This is a genomic window from Simiduia sp. (genome assembly GCF_058345725.1).
Window position 1 is genome coordinate 1 of the sequence record NZ_JBTUOC010000020.1, and the last position, 19917, is coordinate 19917.

At 56.1% G+C, this 19917-nt stretch carries 21 protein-coding genes and 1 riboswitch; of the genes, 16 read left to right on the forward strand and 5 right to left on the reverse strand.

From position 1 onward, the window contains the following. The 3 genes from ACW8F6_RS04605 to ACW8F6_RS04615 all read right to left on the reverse strand — a co-directional run. On the reverse strand, positions 1–214 hold a 214-nt coding region (locus ACW8F6_RS04605; RefSeq protein WP_491574672.1), incomplete at its 3' end, for an MgtC/SapB family protein. Between the two features lie 15 nt (positions 215–229). After that, positions 230–1759: a mechanosensitive ion channel family protein gene (locus ACW8F6_RS04610; RefSeq protein WP_491574673.1), complete on the reverse strand. Its 1530-nt coding sequence runs from the start codon at positions 1757–1759 to the stop codon at positions 230–232. A gap of 107 nt (positions 1760–1866) precedes the next feature. Next, positions 1867–2058: a hypothetical protein gene (locus tag ACW8F6_RS04615; RefSeq protein WP_491574674.1), complete on the reverse strand. Its 192-nt coding sequence runs from the start codon at positions 2056–2058 to the stop codon at positions 1867–1869. A 515-nt stretch (positions 2059–2573) separates the two neighbouring features. Here ACW8F6_RS04615 and ACW8F6_RS04620 point away from each other — a divergent pair. The 4 genes from ACW8F6_RS04620 (at position 2574) to ACW8F6_RS04635 (ending at position 4247) form a co-directional block, all read left to right on the forward strand. Further along, entirely contained in the window at positions 2574–2753 is a 180-nt protein-coding gene (locus tag ACW8F6_RS04620; protein ID WP_491574675.1) for a DUF1328 domain-containing protein, read from the forward strand. Positions 2754–2791: 38 nt separating this feature from the next. Next, on the forward strand, positions 2792–3004 hold the full coding sequence (locus ACW8F6_RS04625) for a CsbD family protein (RefSeq protein WP_491574676.1): 213 nt from the start codon (positions 2792–2794) through the stop codon (positions 3002–3004). A gap of 71 nt (positions 3005–3075) precedes the next feature. Further along, complete coding sequence (locus ACW8F6_RS04630; protein WP_491574677.1) at positions 3076–3264, forward strand: PLDc N-terminal domain-containing protein; 189 nt, start codon at positions 3076–3078, stop codon at positions 3262–3264. A 371-nt stretch (positions 3265–3635) separates the two neighbouring features. Then, positions 3636–4247 carry a BON domain-containing protein gene (locus ACW8F6_RS04635; RefSeq protein WP_491574678.1) on the forward strand — a complete coding sequence of 204 codons (612 nt, stop codon included), beginning with the start codon at positions 3636–3638 and terminating at the stop codon, positions 4245–4247. Between the two features lie 815 nt (positions 4248–5062). Here the strand turns inward: ACW8F6_RS04635 and ACW8F6_RS04640 are convergent. After that, positions 5063–5638: an outer membrane beta-barrel protein gene (locus ACW8F6_RS04640; protein WP_491574679.1), complete on the reverse strand. Its 576-nt coding sequence runs from the start codon at positions 5636–5638 to the stop codon at positions 5063–5065. Positions 5639–5950: 312 nt separating this feature from the next. Continuing rightward, positions 5951–6091: riboswitch (cobalamin riboswitch) on the forward strand. Positions 6092–6222: 131 nt separating this feature from the next. On the opposite strand from ACW8F6_RS04640, the gene ACW8F6_RS04645 reads away from it, so the two are divergent. The 7 genes from ACW8F6_RS04645 to ACW8F6_RS04675 all read left to right on the forward strand — a co-directional run bounded on the left by ACW8F6_RS04645 (position 6223) and on the right by ACW8F6_RS04675 (position 13575). Continuing rightward, positions 6223–8121 (forward strand): TonB-dependent receptor domain-containing protein, encoded by a 1899-nt coding sequence (locus tag ACW8F6_RS04645; protein ID WP_491574680.1) that lies wholly within the window; start codon positions 6223–6225, stop codon positions 8119–8121. A gap of 131 nt (positions 8122–8252) precedes the next feature. Next, positions 8253–9659, forward strand: coding sequence for an amidohydrolase (locus ACW8F6_RS04650; RefSeq protein WP_491574681.1), 1407 nt, complete (start codon positions 8253–8255; stop codon positions 9657–9659). Beyond that, positions 9656–10951 carry an amidohydrolase family protein gene (locus ACW8F6_RS04655; protein ID WP_491574682.1) on the forward strand — a complete coding sequence of 432 codons (1296 nt, stop codon included), beginning with the start codon at positions 9656–9658 and terminating at the stop codon, positions 10949–10951. The genes ACW8F6_RS04650 and ACW8F6_RS04655 overlap by 4 nt, the downstream gene beginning before the upstream one ends. 167 nt (positions 10952–11118) lie before the next feature. Continuing rightward, positions 11119–11337 (forward strand): DUF6500 family protein, encoded by a 219-nt coding sequence (locus ACW8F6_RS04660; protein ID WP_491574683.1) that lies wholly within the window; start codon positions 11119–11121, stop codon positions 11335–11337. A 57-nt stretch (positions 11338–11394) separates the two neighbouring features. Beyond that, positions 11395–11775, forward strand: coding sequence for a hypothetical protein (locus tag ACW8F6_RS04665; RefSeq protein WP_491574684.1), 381 nt, complete (start codon positions 11395–11397; stop codon positions 11773–11775). A 125-nt stretch (positions 11776–11900) separates the two neighbouring features. Further along, positions 11901–12728: a DUF2799 domain-containing protein gene (locus ACW8F6_RS04670; RefSeq protein ID WP_491574685.1), complete on the forward strand. Its 828-nt coding sequence runs from the start codon at positions 11901–11903 to the stop codon at positions 12726–12728. Positions 12729–12774: 46 nt separating this feature from the next. Then, the gene (locus ACW8F6_RS04675) at positions 12775–13575 is read left to right on the forward strand and encodes a S1/P1 nuclease (protein ID WP_491574686.1); all 801 of its coding nucleotides are present in this window, start codon (positions 12775–12777) and stop codon (positions 13573–13575) included. Positions 13576–13650: 75 nt separating this feature from the next. Here the strand turns inward: ACW8F6_RS04675 and ACW8F6_RS04680 are convergent, their stop codons facing one another. Continuing rightward, entirely contained in the window at positions 13651–15015 is a 1365-nt protein-coding gene (locus ACW8F6_RS04680; protein WP_491574687.1) for a M20/M25/M40 family metallo-hydrolase, read from the reverse strand. 189 nt (positions 15016–15204) lie between these two features. Here ACW8F6_RS04680 and ACW8F6_RS04685 point away from each other — a divergent pair, with 189 nt between their 5' ends. The 5 genes from ACW8F6_RS04685 to ACW8F6_RS04705 all read left to right on the forward strand — a co-directional run bounded on the left by ACW8F6_RS04685 (position 15205) and on the right by ACW8F6_RS04705 (position 19890). Continuing rightward, positions 15205–15897: a hypothetical protein gene (locus ACW8F6_RS04685; RefSeq protein WP_491574688.1), complete on the forward strand. Its 693-nt coding sequence runs from the start codon at positions 15205–15207 to the stop codon at positions 15895–15897. 119 nt (positions 15898–16016) lie between these two features. After that, positions 16017–17963: a TonB-dependent receptor domain-containing protein gene (locus ACW8F6_RS04690; protein ID WP_491574689.1), complete on the forward strand. Its 1947-nt coding sequence runs from the start codon at positions 16017–16019 to the stop codon at positions 17961–17963. A gap of 45 nt (positions 17964–18008) precedes the next feature. Then, positions 18009–18599 (forward strand): PepSY-associated TM helix domain-containing protein, encoded by a 591-nt coding sequence (locus tag ACW8F6_RS04695; RefSeq protein ID WP_491574690.1) that lies wholly within the window; start codon positions 18009–18011, stop codon positions 18597–18599. Next, positions 18599–19090: a DUF2271 domain-containing protein gene (locus tag ACW8F6_RS04700; RefSeq protein WP_491574691.1), complete on the forward strand. Its 492-nt coding sequence runs from the start codon at positions 18599–18601 to the stop codon at positions 19088–19090. Before ACW8F6_RS04695 ends, ACW8F6_RS04700 begins: the two co-directional genes overlap by 1 nt. After that, positions 19087–19890, forward strand: coding sequence for a DUF4198 domain-containing protein (locus ACW8F6_RS04705; protein ID WP_491574692.1), 804 nt, complete (start codon positions 19087–19089; stop codon positions 19888–19890). The genes ACW8F6_RS04700 and ACW8F6_RS04705 overlap by 4 nt, the downstream gene beginning before the upstream one ends. Positions 19891–19917 lie beyond the last annotated feature (27 nt).

Consider the following 19917-nt stretch of genomic DNA (forward strand, 5'->3'; position numbering starts at 1 on the left):
CACCGTACACGATGCGCGCCTGGGCATCGGGTTGCTCGAATATATCAACGCCCACCAGAATAAATGCACAGGAGGCGATGGCCACCAGGGGAAAGGTGCGCAGGCCCGCGCCTTTGTGATTCAGCTCTCGGTTAAAGGCCACAGGCAGGGCCAGCAGAAACGCGATGCCCAGTTGCGTGAAGTGTGCCACTACCAGATCAAGATCGATGTCCATTGGCAATCACCCGCCTTAGGCGGGCGCCTCCTCGCGGCTTTCGGCCGTTTGATGCTCGGCCCGTGTAGGCTTGCCGACATTGTCTGCGGCGCGCTGCGTGCCGGGTTGCAGCTTGTCGCCGATGGCTTCGCCCAGCATTAGCGTGCGGTGCGGGAAGGGGATTTCAATACCGCGCTCGTCGAAGGCGTACTTTAGCCGGCGATTGAATTCGCGGCCCAGGGTCCACTTGTCGTGGGCACGCGTTTTGAGTCGCGCGCGAATTACCACCGCACTATCGGCAAACTGATCGACGCCCAAAATTTCGATATCGTCGAGCATCATTGGCCCGAACTGATCGTCTGCCTTGAGCGCCTGGGCCACCTCTTTAGCGCAGGCGATCACCTGATCGATATCCTCCTTGTAGGCCACGCCGATATCAGTGAGGTAATAACTGAATTCCTTGGTAAAGTTTTCCACCACGTCCAGCTCGCTAAAGGGGATGGTGTGGACGGTGCCGTCCAGACTGCGCAACTGCAGCTTGCGCATGGTGATTTTTTCCACTTCGCCCATGCGACCCGCCACCTTGACGATATCGCCAATCTGCAGAAGGTCCTCGAGTACGATGGTAAAACCCACCAGGAAATCGCGTACCAAGGTTTGCGCGCCAAAACCGATGGCGATGCCAAATACCCCGGCGCCAGCCACCAATGGCATGATGTCGATGCCGAGTTCAGAGAGTGCGATCAGCGTAAAGATCAGCACCAAGATGATCAGTATGACGCGCCGGACGATGGGCAGCAGGGTATCGGCGCGGGCATCTGACAGGGTGCGCGCGTGGCGCATGGCATATTCCAGCGCAGCATTCGAGATTTCCCAAAATACGGCGTAGAGCAGAGTTAATACCCCGAGGGTTAGCGCCCCGTTGATCAAGCTCAGATAGCTGACAGGGCCGTCCGGTAAAAACCATTGCAGCGTCCAAATTTCTGCTGCAGCGGCAACGGCCAGCACCGTACACAGTGCGGCGCCCAGCAGCGCCCAGGTCTGCGGAATCAGGCTTAAGCGGTTGGCTGCTAGGGAAAACCGCTGGCGCAGCCTGTCCAACTTTTGGTTTACCGCGTGGGCAAACCAACGATTGGTGAAGGCGAGTAGTAATAGCGCTAGCAGCGCGCACAGTGTGACGGCAATTTTGCCAAACTGGGAGTCGCTTAAGCCGAGGCCTTGCAGCAACTGGCTGTAGCGGCTGGCTAGCGCGCCACTGCTGTCATCCAGGTTCAGCAATTCGCTGACGGCGAGTTTACTTGCCTGACCTTGTTGCTGGATGTCGCTCAACGTTTTAAGCCGGTTGATGAATTCGGTGCGGGCGGTTTCGCTTTCTAACAGAGCGATTAATTCGCGAAGGTCTGTGCGTTCTGCAACATCGAGCAGTGGCTCATCGGCATTGGTCTGCGGCTCGGCGGCTGGCAGCGGCTCGGTTGGGCTGGCCGACTCTGCCGGCGCTTGAGTTTGCGCTGGCGCCGAGACCGCATGCGCTGCCGCAAGTGCCAAGGTCAGCCAAAGACAAAGCATTGCTGGCGATATACTGGGCAATAGTTTCATGGTGAATCGAAGAATATGGTGGAGGAAAAATCAGTCCAAGGCAGCCATCTAGAGCTGCCCTGGCGCAAGGTCAAGCATTAGCAGTCGGTGTCATCGGCGTTCATTTCCTGCTTCACTTCTTCGCAGGTATCTTCAATATCGTTGCCTATGTCATCCACGGTTTGCTCGATGTTTTCACCCACTTCCTCAGGGCCGCCCTCATTGATATCGCAGGCGGACAGCGACAGACCCGAAAGTACCAATAGCATCATCATCAATAGATTTTTCATCTTCATTTCCTTTTTAAGATTGATTCGTCAGGTATTAAGCCCGATCGCCTGTTCGAGGGCGGATCTGAGCGTGTTAAAGCACAATAGGTAATTCAATTGTCGTGCCAACCTTTGCATTGGTGTCGCTAAGCCCCGTGAATCAAAGCCTTTGGCACGTTCGGCGGACTTGGCGCACGCTGTTGTATTGGAGGCTGGCTGGGCAGTGTTTACAAAGGTCTGGGCCCGCTTGTGTAAAACTTGCAAATATACGCGCAGCCAACTGACTTCGGTGGAGCGTTCGAAAGGGCGTCGCCTTTCAATTAATTTCTAAACCTGCACAGTGCTGATGAACAGTGCTCGCCGCAGGGGCGCCTTCATTGGTAGCGGCTAACCCGCAGGACCCGCTTTATATTTTGGCTGGCTGAACAGAGCCTGGCATGACCATTGCACTAACCGGGGTAATGGTTTGAGTGCCGCTTTGGCGCGAGGCCGTAAATATATTCAAAGTGTTTCCCTATAGAAACAAGGAGCGAATGATGTTGAGTTGGGTTGTGACATTTTTAATTCTGGCACTAATCGCCGGCTTCCTCGGATTTGGCGGTATTGCCAGTGCTTCCCTGGGTATTGCGAAAGTATTTTTCGCGATTTTTATCGTACTGTTTTTGGTCACTCTGGTGGCCCACTTACTGACAGGGCGCCGGCCACCGCTGCCGTAATTACGCTGTAATATTCACACTGTAATAGGAGATAGCTAATGAACACGGATATTTTTGAAGGGCAGTTCAAACAGATGGCGGGTGCGATTAAATCGCATTTTGCTAAGCTAACCGACAACGACTTGGGTGACGCCGAAGGCAAGGCCGAACGACTAGTGGGCAAATTACAAGCGCGCTATGGCTGGGCCAAGGAAAAGGCAGAGGCGGAGCTGGCAAGCGCCGTGGCTAAAGCGAAGGCCGAAAGCCTGTAAGGGAAGCGGCTGGCCGCGCGTGCGGCCGGCTGCTAACCTGCAGATACAATTGGATCAACCAGGAGGGAAGAATGGATATTCAAGTGTCAGGAATATTAGGGTTGCTTATTCTTATTGCCGACGTTTGGGCGATTATCAATATCGCCCAATCCTCAGTCAGCATGGGGAAAAAGCTGGTGTGGGTGCTGCTGGTTCTGTTGCTGCCTGTACTTGGGCTGATCATCTGGTTTTTGGCCGGCCCACGTGGTCGACCCGCTTAAACCTGCCGGCGCCAGCGTGCGTGTAAATGTCACCTGTCTGAAAGCCCCATAGGGGCTTTTTTTGTGACTGCGATTTTATTGCGGTATCGCCTTGGCTGTAACAATTTCAACTTTTGCAAAAGCTGCCTGTAAAAGTGGGCAAGGCTGGGGCTGTTGCGATATTGGCGCCACTGAGTTTGCTCGGAAATTTACCTGTGATCCCCATAAATAATGGGGTTGATGCAATCGATGAAGTGTTTTCTAACAGCCCTTTAAATGTTGGCATGGTCTTCGCTAAGTATCAGGTGTAAGGAGAAACGCTTTGGCTGCTCTCCGACGTTTTAAGGAAATGGTAACGAAGTAATGACATTGACTAGCAAAAGGAGCTAATCATGAAAACCTTGACGAAAACATTCAGTGTATTGGCCGTTAGTATTGCCGCCGCTGCCAGCATCCCTGCCAGCTTTGCCGAATCAACGCGGGCTCAGTCCATGAGTGAGCAAGAATCCCACTATTTCAGCAACGGTTGGCGTGAAGGTAAAATTGAAGCCGCGGTGCTGTTTAACAAGCATCTTAGCGCATTTGACATTGACGTCGAAGTTAACAAGGACGTGGCGCACTTAGTGGGTACCGTGTCGTCGGATATCGAAAAGGATTTGGCCGAGCAAGTGGCGCTGAGCGTCGATGGTATTCACTCGGTGGAAAATAGTCTAACGGTGCGCAAGGACGCTGCCGAGCAAAAGCAGGTGAGCGACCGACGCGCCAAAGACAGCAATTTTGTGAAGGCGGTGAAAGACGCTACCTTGGCGGCACAAGTAAAAATGAAGCTCTTGGCCAATAGCAACGTGTCCGGTTTGGAAATAGACGTGGACACGAAAAATCAGGTGGTTGTGCTAAAGGGTGAAGTGCCCAACGAAGCGGCTAAGGAACTGGCCGAAAAGATCGCGTCAAATACTGAAGATGTTCGCGATGTCGAGAACCGCTTGAAGGTTGTCAATAGCTAATCACTACGGTTAGCCAAAAAAGCCGCGCTTTGCGCGGTTTTTTTATGGCAGCGTGAAATGCCCCACTAATACCCATCGGAACTTACTTTGTAAGCGCGCTATCTATTTATCTGTCTTGCCCATTAAGATGCGTTCTTGCCTAATTTAGATGATGTGCCATTTGTTATGGCGTACCTGTTTTGATGGCGTGTCTATTTTGATGGCATGCCTTGGGGCATAAACGGTCAGGTCACACGACTGAGGTCAATTAGGTAGACAGGTCGTCGCACCTAAACTTGGCGCATTTCGCCTCCCACCTCGCCAGTTGCCTATGGCAGAAAGCAGGCGCGATAGGTTATTTCGTCGCTGGCGACCTGGCCATTCGAAGGCTAAGGTTGCGGCGTGGCGTGACCTACTAAGACGGGCGGCGAGTGTGTGGGCTGTTTCGCTCTATAGTTGATTACCGAGAGGCGGCGATCGGGCGAATTGCAGGATCTTGCAGACGTGTTTTGTCGCGCAAGCGCTAAGGGTGCGCGTGGCATCGGTGCCACATATGCAATAATCGGGGCCATTGGAATACGCCTGGGGAAAATGCCCCGTTAGGGCACTGCGCGGCGGGCGTCTTCTACAGCGATAGCGTTGTCCATTCGTTTAATTGATACAACATAAAAAATGCCACAGGGCGAACCTGTGGCAAGGGGGTGCGAAGGGAGGGCCTTCGCGAACTGCCTTGGGGGAGGCAGTAGGGTAGTCTTTAGGCCGCCACAATCAGGTTAGCGGCGGCGCCCCCGTGCGTCGCGCAGCCGTCCTTTGCCGCGCAGGATCTCCTTGGATCGTTAAAAGCTGTATTGCAGGTTGACGGAGGCAACGTCGATTTCTGGATCGATGTCGTCGTCCAGCTCGTAGCGCTCGTATTCAACTCGCAGATCCAAGTGCTCGGCCAAACCAAACTTCAGGCCGCCACCGTAAAACCAATCGCCGCCATCCATATCTTCCGACACGGTACCGACAACCGGCAACGTGGCTTCAACTTCAGCATTCCAGGTGAACCAACCGCCCTTGGCATAGAGCGAAAAACGCTCGTGCAGCGGGGCGGATAAAATGCCGGCAAAACCAAGACCGTGAATCGTTGCGTTGCTATCGAAGTCATTGGCCTCATCAAAATTTAAATAGACTATTTCAGCGCCAACAAACTCGTTAATTTTCATACCGCCGTAGGCCTTTAGCACTTCGGCATCGTCGTCAAACTCTGTGTTTTCGTCTTCCCATTTAATGGAGTACTGGCCATAGCCACCGCCCAAGTAAAATTCTGAATCGGCCACATTAAAATCGTCTGCGATTGCAGCCATCGATGCGCTGAGTGAAACACTGGTCAGTAGTCCGGCTGTGGCGAGTGTGCGTCCAATAATCATGTAACAACTCCTGTTTTAAATTCAGTCAATATCAACAACGGCGATGGCCATTGCATTTCGATTGTGATTTAGCAATGGTTGTGCCAAGCCTATTGCACAGGGCCCACTGAGTGCAGTCGAACCCGGCGGGCCTAGAAATAGGGGGCGGCCTCGAAGGGCAGCTAACACTGAGGCGGATTCTTTACGGGTACAGGCGGCGTGGGTGTTTGTAAAAATTGCAGCGCATTAGCGGCGCGCTTGTAAAAACCGCCAGATTCACATCCGTGCTGCTCGAGGGTTGGCGCCTTGACCTGCGGTGGGATTGGCGTAAACTGCGCGCCATCGCAAACAGGTCGCGGTCTGCCCTCCAGGGGGCGGGCGCATTAAATGGGAAGCCGGAAAGCCGGCGCTGCCCCCGCAACGGTAAATTGCTGACGCAATAAGCCCGATACCAGCCTGCTTGCGCTGCCCCGTATGGCATAGGCCACGGGTACACGACGTAGCGGAGGGCTGCATCGGTGGTTGTCTTTTCTGGCGCGCCTAGGGCCGCCGTCAAAACCCACTTTTCTCCCTCCCTCAACACACATTGTGATTGGGGAGTTTCCATGACACTGATTAAATCCGGCCTGTTGGCCAGTTTGGCCCTGGTGGGGCCAGCACAAGTACTGGCCGACGCCGCCGGTCAAACCGAAGAAGTTCTTGTGACCGCAACGCGCACGGCGGCTCCCGTGGTGGAGGCATTGGCACCGGTTAGCGTATTGACCGCAGACGATATCGCCGCGCTGCAAGCCCCCGACCTGCCCAGTTTGCTCAACGGCTTTACCGGCGTTGACCTGGTACAACGCGGCGGTCGTGGCGCGAATAGCAGCGCCTTTGTGCGCGGTACAAACTCCGGGCATCTATTGGTGCTGGTGGATGGCGTGCGCGTAGGTTCCGCGACCCTGGGCACCACGGCGCTCGAAACCCTGGACCCGGCGGCCATTGAGCGCATCGAGCTGGTGCGCGGGCCCCGCTCAAGCCTGTACGGATCGGATGCGGTGGGCGGCATACTGCAAATTTTCACCCGCAAAGCACAGACGCCCGGCATTGAAGTGGACGCGGGGCTGAGCTACGGCTCGCACAACGAGCAGCAATACCGCGCCAGCCTGGCCTACAAAAATGATCGCAGCGATGTGCGGCTGGTGCTGAGCCGCTACAGCACCGATGGCTTTGATCGCACCCTCAACGAAAGTAACGGCAATGGCGACGACGATGCCTATGAGGCCAACAATCTCGCCTTGAGCGCCGGCCATCAAATTAACGAAGCCCTGCGCCTGAGTGCCAATGTGCAATACCAGTCCGGCGAGTCCGACAGCGACAACGGCTATTGCGCCCTAGACTGTGAACCCTTCGCTCGCTTTACCAATGGCAGTGCCGACCTGGCGTTGCTAGCACAGGTGAACGAGCTGTGGTTGAGCACGGTGCGCTTGGGCTTTGCCCAGGACAAGAGCGAGCAAGACGACCACATTGCCGCGGCGGCAATTCAGAATTACGGCGGCCGCAACCGCATCGAAACCGAGCGCGAGAGCGCCAGTTGGCAAAATGATTTGGCGCTGGCCGACAATCAGTTATTGACCCTGGGCGTGGACTACGTGAACGACAAGGTGGCCGGTAAACTCGAAGAGCGCACCTATGCGCCGGATTGGAGCTATAGCGTCGACTTTGTGGGCTACGATATCGACGATCGCGACAGCGTCGGATTATTTGGCCAGTACCAGGCGCGCTGGGACGCTCACAGCCTGGCGCTGTCTGGGCGCAACGACGACAACGCCCAGTTTGGTAGCGCCACCACCGGTAGCCTGGCCTACGGTTATGCCCTTAGCCCAAGTTGGAGCCTGCTCGCCAGTTACGGCAGCGCCTTTAAGGCGCCCACCTTTAACGATCTCTATTGGCCCGGCGCCGGCAATCCGGAATTGCAGCCGGAAACTTCGGTCAATGCAGAATTGGGTGCGCGTTATCAGGACGACGGCTTGCAGCTGGCGTTCAATGTGTTTGAAAACCGCATCGACGACCTGATCGCCTGGGCGCCCGATGCGAGCGGTAGCTGGCTGCCATCCAATGTGGCGAAGGCCAAAATTTTGGGCGCCGAGGCCGAGCTAAGCGCGGTATTGGATGAGTGGCAGCTGTCGGCCAATGCCACCTGGCTGGATGCCGAGGACGATGCCTCGGGCAAGGCGCTGCCCCATCGGGCCAGCCGGATGTTGAATGCCGATGTCAGCCGACAGTGGGGCGGAGTGACGCTGGGCTTGGCATTGGAGGCGCGCGGCAAGCGCTACACCGATGCCAGCAATTCGGTGGCCCTGTCGGGTTACGGCTTGTTGAATGCGCGGCTGGCCTGGCAGCTGACGCCGGATATGGTGTTGGAGGCGAATGTGAAAAACCTGCTGGATAAGTCCTACACCCTGGTCAATGGCTACCGTCAGGACGGCGTGAACGGCTCGGTGGGCGCGCGCTTTAGTTTTTAGGTATCACGCGTTGCCATTGGCCTAAGCCGGCTGCTTGCAGCCGGCTTTTTTTATGGTCAGAGCGCTGGTCATTGCGGCATTGCGTACTTGTCTCGTCCCATACCTTTACCCCCTAATGATAAGGACGCGCGATGAACCGGTTACTCACCACCGGCCTGGCCGCCGCCATTGCACTCGCCCTGGGTGCCTGCGGCGAGCCCGACAAGGCCAAGCCCACGCTGGAACTACCTAATAAAGACCCCTTTCCTTCCACCTATCACGCCAACGCCAAAGGCACATTGGTGATTAAGGGCGCCACCCTGCTCACGGGCACCGGCGCCCAGTTAAGCGCCGCCGACCTGGTGGTGACCGACGGTAAAATTGTGGCCGTGGGTGAGGGGCTGCAGGTGGCCGAGGGCGCCACTATAATCGACGCCAGTGGCAAATGGCTGACGCCTGGATTGATAGACGTGCACTCGCACATGGGGGTCTACCCGGCACCGGGCACCGCCAACCACGAAGACGGCAACGAAATGACTGCGCCGGTCACGGCACAGGTTTGGGCGGAACACTCGGTGTGGCCGGAAGATCCGCAGTTTGAAAAGGCCCTCGCCGGTGGCGTAACCACCGTCCAGATTTTACCGGGTTCAGGCAACCTGATTGGCGGGCGTGGCGTGACATTGAAAAATGTTCCCGCCACCACGGTACAGGCCATGAAATTTCCGGGCGCGCCCTACAGCCTGAAAATGGCCTGCGGCGAAAACCCCAAGCGAGTATACGGCGAAAAAGGCCAGCAACCCTCTACCCGAATGGGCAACATGGCAGGCTACCGCAGTGCCTGGATTGAGGCCGCGGCCTATAAGAAAAGCTGGGATGACTATGTGAAAAAAGTGGAGGCCGGTGAAGCGGCCGAAGCGCCCACCCGCGATCTGCGATTAGAAACACTGGCGGGCGTGCTCGAGGGTGATATTCGCGTTCACAACCACTGCTACAAAGTGGACGAAATGGCGCAGATGATCGATATGGCCAAAGAGTTTGGCTACAAGATTGCCGCATTCCACCACGCGGTGGAGGCCTACAAGGCGGCGCCGCTTTTGGCTCAAGAGGGCATTTGTGCCGTTATTTGGGCGGATTGGTGGGGCTTCAAACAGGAAGCCTTTGATATGGTGCGAGAAAATCTTGCGCTGGTTGATTATGCCAAAGCCTGCGCGGTCATCCACTCGGATGATCCCGTGCAAATCCAGCGTTTAAACCAGGAAGTGGCCAAGGCCATGAGCGCAGGCAATCGCCTGGGGCTGGGATTAACCGCAGGCGATGCCATTAAATGGGCGACATTGAATCCAGCGAAATCCCTAGGCCTTGAAGATCAAATTGGATCGCTCGAAGTGGGCAAGAATGCCGACCTCGTGTTGTGGGACGCCAACCCCATGAGCGTTTACGCTCACGCGGAGCGCGTGTGGATAGACGGTGTGCTGCGTTACGACCGCAACGACTCGCGAGTTGCGCCCACCAGTGATTTTAATCTCGGTATTTTAGAAGCCGGCGAGGTGCGTCCATGAAATTTTTGAATTTTGTTCCGTTCAACGCGCTTGTTGTGGCTGCACTTACCCGGCACCTGGCCGGCGCACTGGCGCTGAGTGCCTGTGCCGCAGCCGTGCAAGCCGAGTCGCTGTTAATTCGCGGTGCCGAGGTTTACACCGCCGACAAGCCGTTGCAAGGTACTGATATTTTTATCAATAACGGGCGCATCGAAGCGCTGGGTAAAAATTTGCAGCAAGCGGCAGATCGCACTATCGATGCCACAGGCAAAAGTGTGACCGCCGGTTTGTTTAACAGCGATACACACCTGGGTGCCGTTGAAGTCGACGCCATTGCTCAGACCGCGGATTTTTACACAACCAATGTGGAGGTGACGGCGGCACTGAAAGTGGCCGATGCGTTCAATCCACAATCCACGTTGTTGCCGCACAATCGCGCGCACGGCTTAACCCATGCGCTGTTGGTACCGGAATCGGGCAGTGGTTTGTTTTCCGGCCAAGTCGCTTTAGTGCAGCTTGGCAAGTCGCCCAAGGTCGTTCATGAAACTGTGGCAGTGGCGGTGGATTTTACCGAGCACGGCGTTGAGTTGGCGGGCGCTTCGCGCGCCGCCGCTGCGGCTGTGTTGCGCCAGGCGCTGGCCGATGCTCAGGACTTTACCAAGCATAAAAGTGCCGCCTTGGCAGGTGAGCGCCGCGAGTACAGCCTGAGCTTTATGGATTTGGCCGCTCTTGAGCCGGTGGTAAAAGGGCAGATACCCCTGCTGGTGCGAGTGCACCGCGCTAGCGATATCACAATAGTGCTTAAGATGGCAAAAACCTTTTCCATAAAAGTGCTGTTGGCCGGTGTGAAAGAGGGTTGGATGGTTGCCGACGAGATTGCCGCCAATGGTATGCCGGTCATTATCGATCCTATCGACAATTTGCCCAGCAGCTATGAAGCCTTGGGCACGCGCTTGGACAATGCCAAATTGTTGAGTGATGCCGGGGTAACATTGCTATTTACCGGTATGAGTTGGCACAACACACACAATGCACACCTGGTGCGTCAATCGGCGGGCAATGCGGTGGCCAATGGCCTGGATAAGCAGGTGGCGCTGGCGGCGATGACCCGCAATCCCGCGCGCTTTTTCAATGCACCCGTGCCCGGTGATATCAAGCAAGGCAGCGTTGCCGACTTGGTGTTATGGGGCGGCGACCCATTGGAAGTTACCTCCGAGCCAGAGCTGGTCATCGTTGCCGGTGAGGTGGTGCCAATGGTGACGCGCGCGACCATGTTGCGCGATCGCTATTTCGAGCGGCTGTCTGCCCAGTGATGGGCGAGGTTGGATAGATTAGCAGCCTTTAGAGCGCACAACAGGGTGTGCTCTAAGGCTGTTCCGCTGTGTGCGTGTGGCTTGGCAGAGCGCGAGAATTTTTCTCGCGCAAGTGCAAAATGGGTCAAGCAGTGAGTGCGCGTGAAGTTTAAGGGTATTGATGGATTATGCGAGCCGCACTAAGAGAGAAAATAGTCGCAGTGTGCGACAAGAAAATACGCGCCAAGGGCGAGGACGTTGGGCTGTCGTTTTACGCGTTTTTTGCCAATAAAAACCATGATCCGGATTTATTAATGGAAGCCGCCAGTTGGTGGATAGCGCTCCATAAACTCGATCACTTCGAAAAAGCGACCAAGATTAAGGGGATGGTAGAGGCAGGGCTTTAATTGAGTCGCGCTGTCTTCCGCCGCTGAACGTTTTGTGTGGTGCAGGGAAAGCAATTTATGAATGAACAATTGCTGCTCGCGGCGGGATTGCTCTTGCTGATTGGGTTGGTGCACTCCTGGCTAGGCGAAATACGCGTGTTCGCACGGCTACGACAGCGAGCGGCCGACACTGGGGCACTGCTGCCCCAGTCGCACTATTCAATACTGTGGGCCAGTTGGCATCTAGTGTCGTTATTGGGCGCGGGTATGGCTGCGCTGCTCGCGTGGTTGGCGCTGGCGGAGCAGGCGGTGCCCAGGGCGTTCGAGTTAACACTGATCATCGCCGGGTTCCTTTGCGCCTCGGCGTTGCTGGTGTTTTGCGCTACCCGCGGGCGCCATCCGGGGTGGGCAGGTCTATTGCTGGTGGGGTTATTGGTAGGCTTCAGCGAGTTGCGGTGAAGCGAGCCAGCCGCGGTTCAGCTGCTGTTCAGGCGATGCCTGCAATACTCCGCTGGCTGTATTAAACTTTGCGTCTATCTCTGGCTGAGGCCCGAGTACCTGATTAATGAGTGAGCAATAATATAATGAAGAAATATATCCCCTTGGTATTACTAGCGCTGCTGTCTGGCTGTGCCACCATGAATAAAGAAGAGTGCCAGTTGGCCGATTGGCAGGCGGTGGGGTACAAGCACGGCGCTCAGGGGCAGAGTGCGACAACCTTTAATCAGTACCAGGCCGATTGTGCCAATCATAATATCAAGGCCGATTACACTGCGTTTAAACGTGGTCACCAGCAGGGGCTGGATGATTTTTGCAGTTATGAGCGCGGCTTGAATAGCGGTGAGGCCGGTGCGGATTACCACACCCAGTGTCCAAGCCGTCGCTACCCTGCCTTTGAAGAGGGCTACCAACTTGGACTGATCCGCTACTGCTCTTACGAGCGCGGATTGAACGCAGGCCAAGTGGGAGCCAACTACAATGCCACATGTCCCGCGCGCAGCTACCCCGCCTTTGAAGAGGGTTACTATGCCGGATTAGTGCGTTACTGCACCTACGAGAGTGGCTTTAACTTAGGCGCGCGCGGAGAGGGCTTAAACAGGAATTGCCCTGAAGCCGACTTTCCGGCTTTTAGCCAAGGGCATGTGAGTGGTTTGGCCCGCTACGAAATCGAGCAGTCGATGCACATCTTGGAGGATCAACTGGCTGCGCTGGACAGCGAAATTCAAGCGCACGATGAATTCATCGCCGACTCAGAGGCCTTGATTGTTAGTAAGGACAGCGACTCAGAAGCGCGCGTGCAGGCGCTGCTGGATATTAAAACACATCGCGATGAGCGCAAAAAACTCAAGCGCGAGTATCGCCGCATAGAGAGTGAATTGGCAGCCCTTCAGGCGCAGTTAAATGGTATGTAACACTCTTGCGTCTGTGGCAAGTGGGGCGCGATTCGGTGAAAGACTTATGGTTAAAGCTTTTGGACAGTTGTTGCTGGCCGTCACCATCGGCGGGCTCGCAACGCCGGCGTTCGCATTAGGTGCTAACGGGCATCGCATTGTGGCACAGCTGGCAGAAAATCATTTAACGCCGGATGCGCGCGCGATTGTGCAGGAAATTACCCGTGGGCAACCCCTTGCACAGCTATCTACCTGGCCGGATTTTCTCTACTCAGATCCCAACTGGACACACGCATCACCCTGGCATTTTGTCACTATCGACGATGAATACACGGTGGAAAATTTTCCACGCAAACCTGAGGGCGACGTGATTCGGGCGCTGCATCAATTCGAGTCGGTATTGCGCGATGCCAGTGCCAGCGCTGAGGCCAAGTGGCAGGCGCTGGCATTTTATACGCATTTTGTGGGCGATATTCATCAGCCTTTGCACGTGGGACACGGTCACGACATGGGTGGCAACAGGGTTAATGTTTTGTGGCAGGGGACACCGTCCAATTTGCACAAAGTATGGGACACAGAGTTGATCGAGCTGGAACGGCTCAGCTACACCGAATACAGTGTGTTTCTTGACAATGTGGCGCCCGAGCTGCGCGTGCGCTGGCAGTCCAGCAGTTACCTTAAGTGGGCAGAAGAATCCAAAGCCCTGCGCGCGCAGGTGTATGATTTTGGCGAGCAGAAGGGGCCGGATATCCAGCTAAGTTGGAATTATAACTTCCGCAACAAGGCTACCTTGAATCAGCGGCTGCAGCAGGCGGGGCTTCGTTTAGCGGGTAAATTAAACGCCATATTTGGCGCACCTAAAAAATAAGTTAGCCGTACCGCCATAAAAAAGGCCAGCAATCGCTGGCCTTTTTTATGTTCGACAACAACTGGGCTCTGGGAGCTACTGATCCATTTGCCACTCATTGGCAAACAAATGCAGCATAACAGTCCAGGCCGCGAGGTTCTGGTTAAAATGTTCGGGATTGATTTTATCCAGGGTGTCGTCGGCTGTGTGGTGGTAGTCGAAATAGTCGGTACCGTCTTGCTTCAGTTGAAACAGCGGCACGCCCTTATCGGCCAATGGAATTATGTCTGGGCCGCCACTGGTGGCGTCGTTGCCCAGGTAGGAAATGCCTAGCGGTTTTAACAGCGCTGTCGCGCGCGCGATAAACGCATCGCTAGGGTTTTCCAGGCGGGTTTTAAACGACCAGATTGGGCCCGCACCAAAGTCGGATTCCGAGGCGACAATGTGGCGGCTCAGTTCTTCGGCGTGGGCCTGGGCGTAAGCTTTTGCGCCCACTAAACCTTGCTCCTCGTTGGAGAAGGCGACCACTCGAATGGTGCGCGCAGGGCGCTGGCGGTGTTTGATGAACTGGTAGGCGGCGCCAGCCGTTATAGCCACACCCGCGCCGTCGTCCAACGCACCCGTGCCCAGATCCCAACTATCGAGGTGGCCGCCGATCACAATAATTTCTTCCGGCTTTTCCGCGCCGGTAACTTCTGCAATCACATTGTGCGAGGTGTATTCACCGGTCCAGCCCACATTAATGTCCAGGCTGAGCGATACCTTGCCTTTGGCCAGTAAGCGCTCCAGTTGATCGGCATCGGGATTGCTAAGCGCCGCGGCAGGAATCTTGGGGCTGCCAGCGCTCATGCTCATCATGCCTGTGTGGGGAAAGCGGTGGCTATCGGTGCCGATGGAGCGAATTAGCAGCGCTTTTGCACCCTTGGCCTCGGCCTCGAGGGCGCCTTTGCCGCGCGCAATCACGGCTTCGCCGTAGCCGGCCCCCTCTTTGTGTTTGCGCATGCGGTTTTTAATAAACACGATTTTGTCTTTAATGCGTGCGCGGGGCGTGGCCACCAGGGCCGCGTAGTCGTCCACCATAACCAGCTCGCCCTGCAACTCGCCGTTGGTGCCCACCGAGCCGCCTAGCGCGGTGATGTGTAGCGGCTGCGGGAATTTACCCAGCACACTGGCGCGCTCATGGGTGCGCTGCCATTGTGGAAAGGTGACGGGTTCTAGCCACACTTTATCGAAGCCCATGCGCTCAAAGCGCGCCTTGGTCCAGGCCACGGCGCGGGCGTCTGCCTCGGTACCGCCCATGCGCGGGCCCACTTCGGTGGTTAGGTCGCGCACAAAGGCGTAGCCGGCCTGGTCCTGCAGTGCCTGCTCGCGCAGGCTGGCGGCCGGGTCGTCAGTCGGTGGGGTAGCGCAGGCCATCAGGGCTGCAGCGCAAAGCGCCGGGATCAAGGTGCGTAGTGTCATGAAGTGCCTCCAGCAAATGAAGGCGGCAGTTTAGGGGCTTAACGGACGCTTGAAAACCTGTCATCGTCCAGTGCAGCGGCGCGCCTGCGCCACTGGCTGGACGAGCAACCTGCTATAGGAGCAGCTTCGGCGCAATTGGCGGCTGCCGGTGCAATAATAATTCTAATTGAGAGAGCGAGTGTCAGATCCATGGCAAATACCGTCAGAAAAATCGTGTGGCGCATGCACAAGTGGTTGTCCTATCTCGTGTTTTTGCAAGTATTTTTGTGGGTGGTCGGCGGACTATTTTTTGCGACTGTACCTTTTTCTGCGTTAGTGAAAGGTGGCGATTTTGTTGCGCCGCCTGCGGCTGCTGAACTCCCCGATAACTGGCAGATGCTTGTGCCGGCCCAACCAGGGCTGCGGACTGTCACTGCGGTTGCCAGCGCACAAGGCGTGCTGCTCAAACTCGAGCGGGCCGATGGCGAACAGTGGCTCTTGGCAAACGGCCAGCCGGCCACGCGTGCGAGCGCTGCACAGGTGGCCGACTTTGCTCGGCGTCTGTATACCGGCCCTGTTTCCGAGCCCGATATCAATTGGCTGTCGGCCACCGAGTCGCGTTGGTTGGGGCTAGTGGATGAGACCGGTGGTCGCACGGGGTTGTGGCAGGCAGATTTTGACGGCGTGCGCTTGTACTTTGGCCCTAAAGGGGATTATGGCTGGGTGCGTTCCGATTATTGGGTGTGGTACGACGCGCTTTGGCGCTTACATATTATGGATTACGGCACCGGCAAAGATTTTAACAATAGCTTGTTGCGTGTTTTTGCCTGGCTGGCCTTTGTGTTTGTGCTCACCGGGTTAGCGATGAGCTTTTTTGCCCTGCAGCGTAGCTTGCGCCGCTAGGAGCAGGGAGGAAGACCAGTAGCTGCCTCGCATTAATTGATAATTATTATCATTTGTATTGTATTATCAAATGTAAATCGATATCATTCGCAAAAATGACCCGTCGCATTGGAGCGCTCATGTACCGATTTACCCACAAACTGCTTGGCTTGGCCCTAGTGGTGCCGGCAACTGCTGTTGCGCAAACACCCGCCATCCCTTCGGAGGCATCGTTAGAAACCGTGCAGGTATGGGCCACCCAGGTTAAAAGCTCCTCGGTGTATATGGGCGAGAACCAGATAGTGACCAAACAGGCCGATCACCTCAGCGAGTTGATGCGCGATATTCCAGGGGTCGATATTGGCGGTACTCACTCAGTGAATCAGCGTATCAACATTCGCGGATTGGACGACCGGAATCTCACCGTCACCATCGACGGAGCGCGGCAAAATAATTACCTGTATCACCATATGGGTAATTTGTTGGTGAACCCGGATATTTTGCGGTCTGTGGATATTGATGTGGGCGCCAATTCTGTGGCCGCCGGTGGTTTAGGCGGTGCGGTGCGCTTTGAGTCGAAATCTGCCCAGGATTTATTGCAGGGCAAACAATTTGGCGCGCGGGCTCAATTGGGTTACAACACAAATGCCGCCACGTCGGGATCACTAACAGCCTACGGGCAGCTGACCGAGCAAGTGGACCTACTGGGCTATGTGAATCAGGTTGAGCGGCGGAATTTTACCGATGGCGACGGCACCGAAATTTTGGGCAACGACGGCACCCAAACTAATGGCCTGGTGAAGCTGGGTGCCACGCTTAGCTCGGCGCACCGAATTACGGCCAGTATCGATCAATATCGGGATCGAGGTGACTATGCGCCGCGCCCGGATATGGGGGTGGCCACGAATGCGGCGATCAGCGGCGACGTGGTATTTGCCACGGAGTTCGGTCGCGAAACGCTAAACCTGGGTTATGTGGGCAGCCTGGGCGACGGCGGCGAACTGCGTGCTAACGTGTACCAGAATCAGTACGACCTAGAGCGCGACGAGCAGAATCTCTACGGCGCAGGGCTGGTTGAGGGATCGGCGGAAAATACCGGCCTGAATCTGGTGGGCACCTATGCCTTGGACGCGACCAATGCCCACGAATTTACCGCCGGCATTGAGGTCAACGACTACCGCACGCGCTATGTGGAAGACGGCAACCAACTGGGTGCAGAATCTCAGCGCGCGCGCTCGGTATATCTGCAAGACCGCATTGCGCTAACCGACCACGTTTTTATCACACCTGGTATTCGCTACGACAGCGTGGACAACGACGCCGTCAGCGGCAATAAAACCTACAGCGATACCAGCCTTGCGCTGGCAGCGGAGTGGCACCTAACCGACGCTTGGCAATTATTGGCCAGCAGCACAGAAGTATTTAAGGCGCCCGAGTTGACCGAGGTGCTGGTGGGCGCGGGCTACGGTAAAACTGCCAGTGCCGACTTAAAGGCAGAGCAGGCGCGCAACGATCAACTGGGGCTGCGTTTCTCGCAGGAAAATTTCCTCGGCGCCGACAGGGTCAGTGCGGGGCTGAATGTGTTTCAAACGCGCATCGATAATTACATTCAGTATGCCACCAGCGGCGACAGAAATTTGGGCGAGGTCACAGTCGACGGTGGCGAGCTCAGCGTGAGCTACGCGCTGGGCGGCTTTGATGGACTGCTCACCTTTGCGCGTTCGCGCAGCGATACGCATGGCACCACAAGTAGCGACACCTTGGATCGCGAAGTGGGCGATTCCTTCGGGCTCGAGTTAGCCTATCGCTGGACCGACGTCGATGTCATTTGGGATAGCCGCTGGATAGCAGAAGAGGCGTCTCAGAACAAGCCCGGCTACGACGTACACAACCTGTCTGCGCGTTGGCAGCCGCAAGCGATAGAGGGACTCTATTTGGTCGCGGGCGTCGATAATGTATTTGATACCCAGTACACCTCCCACGCATCCCGCGTCGGCGAAAGCAATCACCCGCGATTTGGACACCTGGTTTTGAACGACTACGAGCCGGGGCGCAATGTGAAATTAACGGCGTCCTATCAGTTTTAATTTTTCGGCATGTCTCATTTGGCCGGCTTTGCCGGCCCTTTTTCTATGAATGCAGCTCTGGCAAAAATATCGCGCACCACCCACTGGGTGACTTCTGCACTTGGATTGGCGAGTCTGATCTTTTTTTCAATCACGGGAATTACACTCAATCACCCAGATTGGTTTTCGGCTGAACGCCATGTCAGCGAAACGGTTATTCAGCTGGAGCGATCGTGGTTGGACACCTTTCAGCAGGCACCGCAAACAGCGCAGCTGGCGCAGTTGACACACTTGGTCGACAAGTACTGGGCGTTGCCAGTGCCGCGCAACATCGACCGTGATGCCGTCGAATGGGTGCTGGACTACCAGCGCCCTGGCGGTGTGGCGACGGTGATATTGGATGTGTCCGCTGGACGCTTGGTGCTCGAACAAGTGGACGACGGCGCGATTGCACTCATTAACGATCTGCACAAAGGCCGCCATTCGGGCAGGGCGTGGTCGCTGCTAATCGATGGGGTGGCAGTTGTCTGCTTGTTTTTCGCCATCACCGGCCTGGTGCTGTTGTGGGTGTACGCGCGCAAACGCACTTCCACATGGCCGTTGGTGATATTGGGCGCGCTTGTGCCATTAATTATTTATGGGGTGTATGTGCCGTGATGCAAAAGTTTAAAAATTCACTGCGCCTGAGTACGTTAGTTTTATTTTTGGCAACGTCGGCGCAGGCTGCCGAATTGTTGGTAAACCTGGAAATCCCCGATATAAAAACCGCCGAGTACCACCGACCCTATGTGGCCGTGTGGATAGAAAATTCACAGCGGCAACAGGTCGCACACATTGCCCTGTGGCTGGAGCAGGAAAAATGGCACCGCGACTTACGCAGTTGGTGGCGGCGCGGCGGTCGCTCGTTGACGCTGCCCGTCGATGGCGTGTCTGGTGCCACACGCAAACCGGGGCAATATGTATTACAGCGCAGTGTGGCACTCGCGCCGGGGGACTATGTGCTCAACCTAGAGGCCGTGCGCGAAGTGGGCGGTCGCGAGCACATTACCTTGCCGTTTCGCTGGGGTGAGGGTGGCGTATATGCGCAACACGCCGGTGAGCGCGAGTTGGGCAACATTCAATTGACTATTACAGGAGATGCACCATGATAAAACACTGTATGGCGGGACTCGCTCTCATCGCCTGGGTAGTACCGCAAGCTGCAGCCCACAAACGCTGGTTGTTACCCACCGATTTTTCACTAAGCGAGGCGGAAACCGTGACTGTGGATTACACGGCCTCTAACAATATTTTTTATGTGGATAAGGGCATGCCGCTGCGCGATGTTCAGGTGTATTCACCGGCAGGCGAAGCGCTGCCCCTGTTGCAGCCGCAAGAGGGTAAACGACGCTCCAGTTTCGACGTTCAGATTGCGCAAAGTGGTACCTATCACATTGTGAGCGGGGGCGCGCCCATGTACTTTGTGGCCTATGAAGTGCCCGATAAAAAAGGCATTCAACGCGCGCGCGGCGCGCTGGCAACCCTGCAAGCTGAGCTACCGGCCAATGCCCGCAAGGTGAAATACATGGCGTCGGTTTCGCGCATAGAAACCTACATTACCTTGGGTGCCCCCAGTACACCAACCGCGCCGGCCGAGCAGGGATTGGCCCTGCAGATGGTCAGTCACCCCAATGCACTTTACGCCGACGAATCGGGTGAGTTCGTGCTGCTGCTGGACGGCAAACCCGCTGCCAACCTGACGGTAAATGTGCAGGGTGAAGGCACACGTTACCGCGACGACCAGGCTGTACACCGCTTCACCACCGATGCCGAGGGCCGTTTGCATATACAGTGGCCCGGCGCCGGCCGCTTTTTGCTGGAGGCGGAGACAGAGGTGACCCCTAGTCAGGCGGGTATTCAGCGTCAGCTGTACAGCTATTTCTTGACCGTGGATGTGTTAAAACCCTGATCCTTCGGTATAGTGCGGCATTTCCAC